Raw genomic sequence first — 13111 nt, forward strand, 5'->3', positions numbered from 1 at the left:
CTAATACAATTTAGCTCAAATTATACTTAGCTAATCTTATTTATTATATTTGCAAACTTTTGAACGTATATGAAGCATTTAACTGTATTGGTTTTTAGCATTTTAAGCTTTTATTTAGGGCATGCTCAAATAAATGAAGTTGGTATTTTTATTGGTGGCAGTAATTTTATAGGAGATGTAGGTGCTACAGACTATATTTCTCCTAATCAGTTAGCAATTGGTGGCGTTTATAAATGGAATAGAAGCCCAAGACATTCTTATCGTGTATCTTTAATATTTTCGGAACTTGAAGGGATAGACAATAATTCTGATGACCCTAGACGTATTAAAAGAGGCTATAGTTTTACCAATCAAATTATAGAAATATCTGCTGGCATGGAATTCACTTTTTTTGATTTTGATTTGCATACTGGCAAAAAAATGGGGACACCATACTTATATACAGGTATTAGTGTTGCAAATCATGATAATCACTATTTCCAAAACGGAGTGCAAACTCAAGAAAATAATTCTAGTTGGGCTTATGGTATTCCCATGGCATTAGGGTTCAAAACAACATTCCTAGATAATTTCGTGCTTAGTTTAGAAATTGGTGCTAGATATACATTCTCAGATGAAATAGACGGTAGTATTCCAGATGATAAATTTAGAGAACAATACAGATTTGGAAATATAAACAATAATGATTGGTATGTGTTTTCAGGGATTACCTTAACATATACTTTCGGACTAAACCCTTGCTATTGTGCTGGAAATTAAAATGGACTTACTAAAAGACATAAACCCTAACAAATTGCCAAAGCATGTAGCTATTATTATGGATGGCAACGGTAGATGGGCAAAGCAAAAAGGTATGCGGCGCACCTTTGGTCATGAAAATGGCACAAAATCAGTCAAGGATGTAGTTGAAACTTCTGCCGAATTGGGAATTGAAAATCTAACGCTTTATGCTTTTTCAACCGAAAACTGGAATAGACCAAAACTAGAAGTTCAAACACTTATGAAACTTTTAGTCTCTTCTTTAAAAAAAGAGATTAAAACCATGTTAGACAACAATATTAAATTAAATGCCATTGGTAATTTAAAGACATTGCCCTCTAAAGTTTACAAAGAACTTTTCGATGTTATTGATGCCACCAAGGATAACAATAAAATGACATTAACTCTAGCATTAAGTTATGGTTCTAGAGAAGAATTGCTAAACACTGTTAAAGAAATTAGTATTAAAGTTAAAAATAATATAATTTCGCCCGAAAAAATTGATGAATCGATTATAAATGAGCATCTTTACACGCAAAATTTACCAGACGTAGATTTGCTTATTAGAACAAGTGGCGAAAAACGTATAAGTAATTTTTTGCTCTGGCAGATTGCTTATGCCGAATTGTATTTTACCGATACACTTTGGCCAGATTTTACGAAACAGCATTTGTATAAAGCTATTATTGAATATCAAAAAAGAGAACGACGATTTGGGAAAACAAGTGAACAACTTAGCTAATAGTTTAGCTTTTTCTACTTATATAAAAAACTGTTTAGCATTACTATTTATAGTTTTTAGTTTTAGCCTTCAGGCGCAGGACATATCATACGACAATGGCAAAAAATATATTATTGGAGGCATATCTGTGTCTGGAAATACTAGTTTTAGCGAAAAAACCATTGTCACTTACTCAGGTTTAAGAAAAGGCAAAGAGATAACCATCCCTGGTGAAGGCACTAGCACAGCCATAAAAAAATTATGGAACTCTAAACTCTTTAGCGACATAGAGTTATATGTAACCAAAATTGATGGCAACACAGCCTATTTAGAAATTCGTCTTTCAGACTTACCGCAGCTTAATGAACTAAAAATTAATGGGGTTAAAAAATCGAAAGTTGAAGGTATTATAAAAGAAAATAAACTTGACAAAGGTGTTAAAGTAACAGAAAACCTTGTTACTACCACAAAAAATTTCCTCGAAACAAAATACAAAAAGCAAGGTTTCTTAAATTCAAAAGTCTATATAAACACCATAGATGTAAAAGACTCTATTCAAACTGCTAGAGTTAATATGGTATTAAATATTGATAAAGGCGAAAAGGTTAAAATTAAAGATATCGTTTTCAATGGCAACGAAGTTTTAAAAAGCAAAAAACTTCGAAAAAGCATGAAAAACACTAAAAAAATTAATAGACTTAGAATATTAAAGCGATCAAAATTTATAGATTCTGCTTATCAAGCCGATTTAGGTCATATTATAGACACCTATAAAGAGAACGGCTATAGAGACGCTAGAATATTATCTGATAGTGTTATAATAAATAATGACAAAACCATATCACTCCAAATTAATGTAAATGAAGGTGAGCAGTATAAGTTTGGTGATATTACATTCATTGGAAACACAGTATATTCCAATGACCAACTAACTAGAATGTTACGTATAAGAAAAGGAGATACCTATAATGGTGTTTTACTCGAAAAACGAATTGCAGACAATTCTAAGCCAGATGCACTTGATATAACAAACCTATATCAAAATAATGGTTATTTATTTTCAACTATAAACCCTGTTGAGGTTAGTGCGAAAGACAATGTTATTGACATGGAAATAAGAATTGTAGAAGGGAAACCTGCCTACTTCAACAACGTTAGTGTTTCTGGAAATGACAAAACGAATGATCATGTAATTTATAGGGAAATTAGAACACGTCCAGGGCAATTATACAGTAAGGCAAATGTAGTTAGAACCATTAGAGAACTTGGGCAGTTAGGCTTTTTTGATGCTCAAGAATTAACTCCAGATATTAAAAACCCAAATCCAAATGAGGGAACGGTTGACATTGACTATGTAGTTAAAGAAACAGGTTCCAGCCAAATAGAATTACAAGGCGGTTATGGCGGCGGTGGCTTTATAGGAACACTTGGTTTATCGTTTAACAATTTTTCAATAAAAAACATCTTTAACAAAGAAGCTTATAAACCAATCCCAATGGGTGATGGTCAAAAATTAGCGTTGCGTCTTCAAGCAAGTCGTTTTTTCCAAACATATAGTTTCTCGTTTTCAGAACCTTGGTTAGGTGGTAAACGTCCCGTACAATTTTCAACATCTATATCGCACACTAAACAGTTTCAATTCAACCCTTTAACACGAAATGCAGACAAAAATAGGAGTTTTAATATTACTGGCATCACCTTTGGCTTAGCAAAACGTTTATCAATCCCAGATGATTATTTTACCTTATCTCAAGCGATAAGTTATCAACGTTATGATTTAAACAATTATGACGTAGGTTTGTTTAATTTTGGCGATGGGTATTCAAACAACCTTTCATATACGGTTGGCTTAAGCAGAAATAACACCAGTGTAGATCCAATTTACCCAACTGGAGGTTCTAATTTTGGAATAACTGCAAAAGTTTCAGTTCCTTACTCTTTGTTTAATAATGTAGATTATAGTTCACTTAGAGAAACAAGTGACAGATTAAGTTCAATACCTAGACAATCAAGAACACAAGAAGAAAGTGAAGAACTAGCAAAAGCTGACCAAGAACGCTATAAATGGTTAGAGTTTTATAAAGTTAATTTTAAAGGAGATTGGTATACCGAAGTTATAAATAACAGCAAATTGGTTTTAAAACCTAGTGTAGAATTTGGCTTTCTTGGAGCCTACAATAACGATAGAGGAGTTATTCCTTTCGAGCGTTTTTATTTAGGTGGCGATGGCTTAGGTAACTTTTCGCTAGATGGTAGAGAAGTAATTGCATTACGTGGTTATCCAAACCAATCATTGTCCGATCAAGATGGTGGTACTATTTACAATAAATTTTCTTTAGAATTACGCTACCCTATAACGCTTGCAGCATCGGCAAAAATATTTGCGCTTGCATTTGTAGAAGGCGGTGCTTCTTATAACAATTTTAGGGACTACAACCCATTTAATATAAACCGTTCTGCAGGTTTAGGTGTTAGAATATTTATGCCAGCATTTGGTTTATTAGGAATCGATTTCGGTCATGGATTCGACCCATTAGATGGAGAAGTTGGGAAACATGGATGGGAAACACACTTCATAATTGGGCAACAATTTTAACGAACATATTTATTTTGGCACGATATTTTCTAATAACCTTTTGATGATTTGAATGAGAATGAAATTTTTAAAATTAAAATTCGTTAATTTTGAAGATAGAATTCATAAACCGACGGAGTTCAAAACAAATTATCATCTGTCGTTTCTGAAATTTATGAGCTATAAATTATAAAAACATTAATCAGATGAAACTAAAAGTTCTTTTTTTATTGACATTCTTGTTCATGCTAAGCTTTTCTGTAGATGCGCAAAGAGGCGTAAGAATAGGTTATATTGACACAGAGTACATTTTACAAAATGTACCCGAGTATCAAGAAGCAACAGCTCAACTAGAAAATAAAGTTCAGAAATGGAAAAGTGAAATTGATTCTAGATTGAGTACAGTAGCACAAAAAAGAAAAGACCTTAGTAATGAAAAAGCACTTTTAACTAAAGAGTTGGTTGAAGAACGTGAAGAAGATATTTATTATGAAGAAAAAGAAATATTAGACTATCAGCAAAAGCGTTTTGGACCGAATGGTGATTTAATGATTCAGAAGAAACAATTAATGCAACCTATTCAAGATCAAATTTTTGCAGCAGTACAAGATATGGCTTCTAGCAGAAAATATGATTTCATTTTCGATAAATCGGCAGATGTTGTAATGCTTTACTCAGCGAAGCAATTCGATTTAAGCGAGCAAATTTTAAGAAGCATTACAAGAGCTTCAAAACGTAAACAAGTAAAATCTAAAGCAGAACGAAAAGAAGCTGAAAAAGAAGAGTTAGTTCCAGAAATTAACTATGAGCTAGAAGAAAGAGAAAAAGCACTTGAAGAAAAGAAGGCAAAAAGAGCAAGTGCTATTGAAGAAGCAAGAGCTAAGAAATTAGCAGCTCGTGAAGCAAAGGTAAAAGAAGCCGCAGATAGAAGACAAAAAATATTAGATGAAAGAGCCAAAGCAAGGCAAGACAAAATAGATGCTAAAAATAAGACAACTGAAACATCTACAGAAGTAGAAAGTGATGTAGAAGCCAAATCTGCAGAAGAAAAAGAAGCAAGTGAAGATGACAAACCAAAAACGAGAGCAGAGCTTATAGAAGAAAATAGACAAAAAAAATTAGCAGACCGCGCAGCACGTAAAAAAGCTTTAGAAGACAAGAAAAAGAAAATTTTAGAAGATCGCCAAAAAGCGAAAGATTCAATAAATAATAATAAAAACAATTAATAACACACTTAATACAATTTAAAAAATGAAACACTTAAAAACTATTTTATTAGCAACGGCATTATGCATAGGGACAATTAGTTTTACTCAAGCTCAAAGTAAAGTTGCACATATAAATACTACTGAATTAATTCAAGCAATGCCAGAAATGAAATCGGCACAAGCAGAATTAGAAACTTTAGGTAAAACATACCAAACAGATATTCAAGCTTCTATAACAGAATATCAAACAACTGTAAAACAATATGAAGCAGAAGCAGCTACAAAAACTGATGAAGAAAACCAAAAAAGAGGTTTAGAATTGCAAGAAAAGCAACAACGTATCCAACAGTTTCAAGCAGATGCTCAAAAAGATTTACAGAAAAAGGAAATTGACCTTTTAGGCCCTATTACTGAAAAGGCTAAAGCAGCAATTTTAAAAGTTGCTAGAGCACAAGGTTACGAATATGTTGTAGACTCTGCACAAAGCGTTGTAATTATGTCTGATGGTAAAAATTTACTTGACGATGTTAAAAAAGAATTAGGTATATAAAACTATACTCAAAATAAATATTTTAAAGCTGTCTTATACAAGGCAGCTTTTTTATTTTTGTTAAATATGAACAAACAACCTATTGGCATTTTCGATTCTGGTGTAGGTGGTACTTCCATTTGGAAAGCTATTAATAAGCTACTACCTAATGAGCATACTATATATTTGGCAGATAGCGCAAATGCGCCTTATGGTCCTAAAGGAAAAGATGCCATTATTGAGTTAAGTATTAAAAACACCGAATACCTATTAAGTAAAGGTTGTAAACTTATAGTAGTAGCATGCAACACAGCTACCACAAATGCTATCGATTATTTAAGGAGTAATTATAAAGTTCCGTTTATTGGTATTGAACCCGCCATAAAGCCTGCCGCTTTACAAACAAAAACGAATACTGTTGGAATTTTAGCAACTAAAGGAACTTTAAGCAGTGCTTTATTTTCTAAAACTTCAAACTTATTTGCTAGTAATATTAATGTTTTAGAGCAGAATGGCGATGGTATTGTAGAGCTTATAGAAACGGGACAATTGCATTCTGAAAAAATGAAATCGCTTTTAAAGATATATCTAAAACCAATGATAGAAGCAAATATTGATTATTTGGTTTTAGGATGCACGCATTACCCCTACTTAATGCCTTTGCTTATTGAATTACTACCTAAGCATGTAAAAATAATAGATTCTGGGGAAGCAGTCGCACGACAAACAAAAGCTGTTTTAACATCTCACGATTTACTCAATGATTCTTCATCAATTGATAAAACAGAATTTTTTACTAATAGAAACCTCGATGTTTTAAAGTCGCTCGTCAATAATAAATCTGATATTCAATATTTAGACTTTTAATAAACACTATTTAAACCAACCAGAATATTTAATATAGTTATCGGCAATTCTATTTATTTCGCCAGATATTAATTCTTCACTAATATCTTTTACTTTTTTTGCTGGTACTCCAGCATATATACTGCCTGCTTCTACAATGGTATTTTTAGTTACTACTGCGCCCGCGGCAATAATAGAGTTACTCTTTATAATACAATTATCCATAACGATGCTTCCCATTCCAATTAGTACATTATCATGTATGGTACACCCATGCACCAAGGCATTGTGACCAATTGAAACATTATTACCAATAGTGGTTGGGGCTGTTTTATAAGTCCCATGTATTACGGCACCATCCTGAATATTTACTTTATTGCCTATTTTAATAAAGTTAACATCGCCTCGAACAACAGCACTAAACCATATACTACATTCATTTCCCATTGAAACATCGCCAACTATGGTAGCATTTTCGGCTATAAAGCAATCTTTTGGTATTTCTGGACTTTTCCCTCTTACTGATTTTATTACTGGCATAGGTTTAAATAATTATTTTTTATTGACGATTGATTAATTAAAGATTCTTCGCTTTGCTCTGAATGACCAGATTATTTAAAATATGACAAAAAAGCCGACTTTTTAGAGGACGAAACCATAACTTCTTTTCCATTACTTAACACAACCCTTCCTCCTTTTCCTTTTACATATTTTACGACTTCGTTTACATTAACAAGATACGATTTATGTATACGAGCAAAACTTGAATTAACCAACGCATCTTCAAAATATTTTAAAGTTTTACTCACCAGCTTTTTCTTATTATTATTTAAATAGATTTCGGTATAGTTATCGTCTGCTTTGCAATATAAAATATCAGCGGTGTTTAAAATTTCAAATCCATCTAACTGAGGGATTGTTATTTTACCATTTACACTATTTGTTTTTGGAATTAGCACCTGATCCTGCAATGCATTTTCCTTTACTTTAATTTCTGTTACGTAATCAACTGCTTTTATGAGGTCGTCAATAGATATTGGTTTCATCAAGTAATAGCTAGCATGGGCGTTTAACGCATCTATAGCATAATGATTATAAGCGGTAACAAATATAGTTTCAAAATCTACATCACCTACTTTATCTAAGAGGTCAAAAGCATTGCCATAAGGCATTTCTACATCTAGAAAAACCAAATCTAATTGGTTATTTCTAATTAAAACTAAAGCTTCTTCTACATTTGCTGCTTCACCTAATACAATTATATTAGGACAGTATTTTTTAAGATAATTCCTTAGAATATCTCTACTAGTTTCTTCGTCTTCAACTATGATAGTGTTTAGTTTCATTTTACATTTTTATTTTAGTTTGGCTGCCAATTAATAAATGTACTGTCAGTCTAAGCTTGTCGAAGATATTTTAATCCTTATTCGAATTTCCATATTTAGTATAATTCTTCTAAAACTCAATTAAACCTCCCCAATTTTTATTTATCAAAGCTGCCTTCTTTTTAAGAGAGCATCCTTTTAATTTGTTTTTCAATTGTAATAGCTTCAGAAGGAGTTAAGCATTGCATATACCACTTAAGTTCAATAGGTCTAGGTGAACATGTGTAACTATCTTTCTATTGCCTTCTTTATGTTAATTAATCCTTCCTTCTAAATCATTAGTCATTCCAGTGTAATAGGTGTTGTTTAAGCAAAGTATTATATAAACGTAATAAAATTATATTTTAATAATTTATGCCGTAAGCGTTTCGACAAATTCAGCGTGACATTATCCATTCAATTGTATTATTCGTTTTAAAAAATGTTTAACAGTTAATCCTTTTTAAGTGTTACTACTACTTTGGTTCCTATATCTTCTTCGTCTTTAAAATCATCAATAAAAACATCTACTCTATCTTTATACATATTGTTTAGAATAGAAACACGCTTTTTAATATTTCCTAATCCTTTTGAATTTTGTTTTTGCTGATTTTTAGTCTTTAAAGCTTTCGATTTTTTTCGTCCAATACCATCATCGTTTATAATGATATTAATTTCATTCGGGGTTTTTTGAGTAAAGGATATTTCTAAATGCCCCTTCGTTTTCTTATAACGCAAACCGTGCCAAACAGCATTTTCTATATAGGGTTGCAATAACATTGGCGGAATTAAAAAGTCTTTTACATTAATTTGTTCATCAACCGTTATGCTATACTCGAACTTATCTTTAAATCTAAAATGTTCAAGTTTGGTGTATAATTCTATAAGCTCTATTTCCTTTTCAAGTGGAATAAAGTCTTCTTCACTATTTTCTAAAACCGCACGCATTAATAACGAAAAATCGGTTAAATATTTATTTGCGGTTCTTTCGTCGTTAGATGCTATAAAACTATTTACAGAGTTTAGTGCATTAAATATAAAATGTGGATTCATTTGGCTTCGCAAACTTTTTAACGCTAACAAGTTATTTGCCAATCGCTGTTGCTTTATATATTTATACATTAAAAATGCAAGCACTAAAAGCAGTATTAACCCTCCTAATAATGAATAAATAATCAGTTTCTGTCGTTTCGTTTGCTCGATAGTGAGTTGGTATTTACTTTCCGATAACTCCCTGTCTCCCTCTAAACTCAATATTCTATTTTGCTTGCTTACAATATCTTTACTAAATCGAGCTGCTTGCGATATTTCTTGTTCCCTCTTAGAATATAGCTTATCTACTAAGTCAACATAATCTTGATATGCTAATAATGCCTTATCAAACTGTCCTGCATCTCGATAAACTTCAGATAGTTTTCTGGTAGCATCTTTTTGAACTATTAGGTCTTCTCTATTATTAGCTTCCTCAATACTTTTTTCCAAATAAGGAATGGCATTGACAAAATCTTGTTGCAAAGCATAGGCGTTTCCAATTTTATAATTTTGCTTTTGCTGTGTTAGTGAACTCTTATTATCTAGAATAGAATCTTTAGCAATATCATCTAAATCTATTAAAGCTTCTTTTCTCAGTTCAATTTCATCTGAATAATTGCTTTGCTTGTTTTGGAAATCGGCGACTTTAATTTTTTCTTCAACAGCTCTTTTCTTATTTTCTTTAGTTGCTAAATCTAAGGATTTGCTAAATAGGCTTTGTGCTTCTTCCTTATCTCCACTTACATCATAAACGTCTGCAAGTTTCGAATTTAAATCGGTTATTTTTGGTGTTATTAAATGCTTTTGTGCCACTTGTAGCCCATTATTATATGAGCTAACTGCGCTTTCAAAATCTTTAATTAAGAAATACACATTGCCTAAAGATTCGTATAGCGATACTAAATCATAATTCGATAAATTTTTCTTATTTATGCTTTTGAAAAGGCTAATGCTTTCTTGATAATTCTTATTCAACTTATAAGCATTAGCTAATTTTAAATTAACGGTTTCCAGTTTTATATTCTGAAGACTAATGCGATAATTTGTAACAGCCAAATCGTATTGTTTCCAATACATATAAATATCTCCAAGAGTTTCGTAGGCAAGGGCGTTATCTCTTGTTGAATTGCTCTCTCCTAAAGCATCTGCAACAAACTGAATACTTTTTTGCGCATCTCTTTTAAGGTAAGATTTAGACGAATCGATTAAAGCCTTAAACAAACTTGTATTATTTCTAAACTTCTTTTTTAATCTAGAAAATGAAACATCCTCTTCACTTGGTTCAACTTTAACAGTAATACTCTCATCACTCTGAATGGTATAATAAACAGTTTCGAAATCCTTAGATCTAATTATAAGTTCATCGCCTTTTCGAGCTTCAATTTTAAACTTCCCTAAAAAGTCTGTCGTGGTATAATCTCCAGAACTTGTCTCTACATTTACATTTTGAATTGGGTCTCTAGTATCGCTTTCAATAACAGAACCTTTTACTATAAATTTAGGTCTTTCAAAAACATTGTTTTCCTGAACAAACGCCAAGTTTGCACTTAGAACAAGTAATAAAAAAATAATATACTTTGTAAATAACTTCACCTCTATCTTATATGAGATAAACTTACACACTTTACTTCATATAATAAAATGGTGCTTTCGGTAATCTTGCTATTTTCAATATAAAATATCGTTTTCGCGCATTATAAAGCACCAGTCACTAATTTAAAAACCGCTTTCGCTCATTCATGGTTTTTTAAAAGAAAAGTTGCTTTTAGTTTTATCGAAAATCAAAAAACGTTAATTATCATGAAAACAAATTTTAAACTCTTGCTTTTAGTAATCGTATTGGCAAGTATTACTGCATGCAATGCAAAAACCAAAAATAAAGACTTTGCGCTTTATAAAACTGAAAAAAAAGACTCAGAACCAAAAAACCAATGTATTAAAGTTGCATTACTATTAGATACCAGCAATAGTATGGATGGACTAATAGACCAAGCAAAAGCACAACTCTGGGATTTAGTAAATGAGTTATCCTATGCTAAATGCGGAACTAAGAAACCAAACTTAGAAATTGCACTTTACGAATATGGAAATGACAGATTGAATAGTTACGAAGGTTATATAAAACAAGTCTTAGCTTTTAGTGACGACTTGGATGAAATCTCTAAAGAATTATTTTCATTAACCACAAATGGTGGTGAAGAATACTGTGGTCAAGTAATTAAAACTTCTCTAAACCAATTAAATTGGGGTACTAATGCTGATGATTTGAAACTTATTTTTATAGCAGGAAACGAACCTTTTACTCAAGGCAAAGTCAATTATAAAAACGTTGCTATAAATGCTAAAGAAAAAGGCATTACCATAAACACTATTTTTTGTGGTAATTACAAACAAGGCATAGTAACTAATTGGAAAGATGGTGCCGACATAACTTATGGTGATTACATGGCAATAAATCAAAACAATAAAACAGTTCACATAGCTTCACCTTATGATGATGACATATTATTACTAAATCAAAAGCTGAATAAAACCTATGTTGCCTATGGACAAAAAGGGAGGCAAAAGACAGAACTTCAAGCAGAACAAGATTCTAACGCTCGTTATTATAGCAAAGCCAATGCTGTTAAAAGGACTGTAAGTAAGAGTTCTCATTTATATAAAAACAAATCTTGGGATTTAGTAGATGCTATTGAACAGGATGAAGTTGACCTTGAAGATATAGAAGAATCTCAATTACCTACCGAACTAAAAGGAAAAACTGAAGTAGAAATTAAAAAGTATGTGACTAAAAAAGGTGAAGAGCGTGTTAACATTCAAAAACAAATACAAGAATTAAATGCGAAGCGTAAAGAGTATGTTTTGAATCAGAAAAAAAACAACACAAATAATTTAGAAAATGCCATGACAAAAGCCATAAAAGAGCAAGCTAAAAAGAAAAAATACACTTGGAATTAATCATTTATTAAGCCGTCATTCTGAATTTATTTCAGGATTATATAAAAGTTTTTAAAAAATTATAAGAAACTGAAACAAGTTCAGTTTGACGAAGCTTAATTAACAGCAGGACATTTACAGTCGTATTGTTTTCTTCTACAGTTAAAGTTATAACCTAACGTTAATTGGTGAAAACCACCGCTTGTAAATACTACAGAATTAGATTGGTAGGTATAATTATAGGCGAACATAAACTCATTGTAATCTACACCAAGAATTGGAGATAATAATTGAAGCTTTTGGCTACTCACTCCAGAACCGTCTAAAAACTCGGCGCCATCAAAACTTCTTCTATAAGACAAACCACCCCATATTTTACCGAATTCCATCTCTTTATATGCCTTAGCATTAATATCTATTGATGACTCTCCTGTGCCATCTTTATACATAAACATTAAGGAAGGCTCATAAGTCCATTCACTTCCTAACTTGCCAAAAACACCGCCCATAGAAACTAAATAACGCCTAAGGTTACTTGTAATTTCTATATCATTATTAATCCCTGAATTTTCTAATAAATTTTTAATTGTGGCGTGGGCATAAAAATCTAAATAGTGGTATGAGAATCCTAAATCAATATTTAAGTTTGTTTCGCTTTGTACAATCCCATCAATAATAGGGTCTGGGCCTTCAAACAGGAAAGAGGTTTCATCTAGCTTATATTGAATAAAACCAACGCTTAATCCAAAAGAAAGCATGTTTAAGTCTACTTCGTTTCTAGAAAACAATAAATGATGTGCATAGGTAGCATAAGCCCCTGTTTGTGAATGATACCCATTTTTATCGGCATACAAAATACCTCCTATTGCAGATTGGGTATCACCTATTCTTCCATTAAGACTTAAAGTTAATAGTTTAGGTGCTTCGTCGTGACCAAACCATTGCTGGCGTGCTGTTAATCTAACTTTAGAACAGTTAGCAACACCTGCCATAGAAGGGTGAATGAGGTAATAATTATCGGTTAAATAATCAGTATATATTGGCAACCCCTCTTGGGATATTGCAACATGACCTAATAATAGTCCAATTACAACTACTAAAATGTTTTTCAATTTCATAAATTCTATACCAAGGTAGGTT

The 13111-nt window shown here is 31.8% G+C and carries 12 protein-coding genes; 7 read left to right on the forward strand and 5 right to left on the reverse strand.

Translation table 11 applies throughout. From position 1 onward, the window contains the following. Positions 1-69: 69 nt before the first annotated feature. The 6 genes from Q0739_RS04645 to murI all read left to right on the forward strand — a co-directional run bounded on the left by Q0739_RS04645 (position 70) and on the right by murI (position 6659). On the forward strand, positions 70-759 hold the full coding sequence (locus Q0739_RS04645; protein WP_298237539.1) for a DUF6089 family protein: 690 nt from the start codon (positions 70-72) through the stop codon (positions 757-759). A 1-nt stretch (position 760) separates the two neighbouring features. Beyond that, positions 761-1501 carry an isoprenyl transferase gene (locus Q0739_RS04650; protein WP_298237688.1) on the forward strand — a complete coding sequence of 247 codons (741 nt, stop codon included), beginning with the start codon at positions 761-763 and terminating at the stop codon, positions 1499-1501. Continuing rightward, positions 1434-4076 carry an outer membrane protein assembly factor BamA gene (bamA, locus tag Q0739_RS04655; protein ID WP_298237689.1) on the forward strand — a complete coding sequence of 881 codons (2643 nt, stop codon included), beginning with the start codon at positions 1434-1436 and terminating at the stop codon, positions 4074-4076. Before Q0739_RS04650 ends, bamA begins: the two co-directional genes overlap by 68 nt. A gap of 185 nt (positions 4077-4261) precedes the next feature. After that, positions 4262-5281: an OmpH family outer membrane protein gene (locus Q0739_RS04660; RefSeq protein WP_298237540.1), complete on the forward strand. Its 1020-nt coding sequence runs from the start codon at positions 4262-4264 to the stop codon at positions 5279-5281. A 25-nt stretch (positions 5282-5306) separates the two neighbouring features. Then, positions 5307-5813, forward strand: coding sequence for an OmpH family outer membrane protein (locus tag Q0739_RS04665; protein WP_298237541.1), 507 nt, complete (start codon positions 5307-5309; stop codon positions 5811-5813). A gap of 66 nt (positions 5814-5879) precedes the next feature. Beyond that, positions 5880-6659 (forward strand): glutamate racemase, encoded by a 780-nt coding sequence (gene murI / locus Q0739_RS04670; protein ID WP_298237542.1) that lies wholly within the window; start codon positions 5880-5882, stop codon positions 6657-6659. A 6-nt stretch (positions 6660-6665) separates the two neighbouring features. Here murI and Q0739_RS04675 read toward each other — a convergent pair whose 3' ends face one another. The 4 genes from Q0739_RS04675 to Q0739_RS04690 form a co-directional block, all read right to left on the reverse strand. Continuing rightward, the gene (locus Q0739_RS04675) at positions 6666-7178 is read right to left on the reverse strand and encodes a gamma carbonic anhydrase family protein (protein WP_298237543.1); all 513 of its coding nucleotides are present in this window, start codon (positions 7176-7178) and stop codon (positions 6666-6668) included. 71 nt (positions 7179-7249) lie between these two features. Next, positions 7250-7984 (reverse strand): LytTR family DNA-binding domain-containing protein, encoded by a 735-nt coding sequence (locus Q0739_RS04680; protein ID WP_298237544.1) that lies wholly within the window; start codon positions 7982-7984, stop codon positions 7250-7252. A gap of 292 nt (positions 7985-8276) precedes the next feature. Continuing rightward, entirely contained in the window at positions 8277-8345 is a 69-nt protein-coding gene (locus Q0739_RS04685) for a hypothetical protein (protein ID WP_366140770.1), read from the reverse strand. A gap of 110 nt (positions 8346-8455) precedes the next feature. Further along, positions 8456-10573, reverse strand: a complete 2118-nt coding sequence (locus Q0739_RS04690; RefSeq protein ID WP_298237545.1) for a histidine kinase — start codon at positions 10571-10573, stop codon at positions 8456-8458. A 261-nt stretch (positions 10574-10834) separates the two neighbouring features. On the opposite strand from Q0739_RS04690, the gene Q0739_RS04695 reads away from it, so the two are divergent. Then, complete coding sequence (locus Q0739_RS04695; protein ID WP_298237546.1) at positions 10835-11992, forward strand: vWA domain-containing protein; 1158 nt, start codon at positions 10835-10837, stop codon at positions 11990-11992. A gap of 95 nt (positions 11993-12087) precedes the next feature. Here the strand turns inward: Q0739_RS04695 and Q0739_RS04700 are convergent, their stop codons facing one another. Then, a complete protein-coding gene (locus Q0739_RS04700) occupies positions 12088-13089 on the reverse strand; it encodes a type IX secretion system membrane protein PorP/SprF (RefSeq protein ID WP_298237547.1) in 1002 nt (333 codons plus the stop codon). Between the last annotated feature and the right edge of the window lie 22 nt (positions 13090-13111).

This window comes from uncultured Algibacter sp., from assembly GCF_947487605.1.
In the GTDB taxonomy this organism is placed as follows: Bacteria; Bacteroidota; Bacteroidia; order Flavobacteriales; family Flavobacteriaceae; genus Algibacter_D.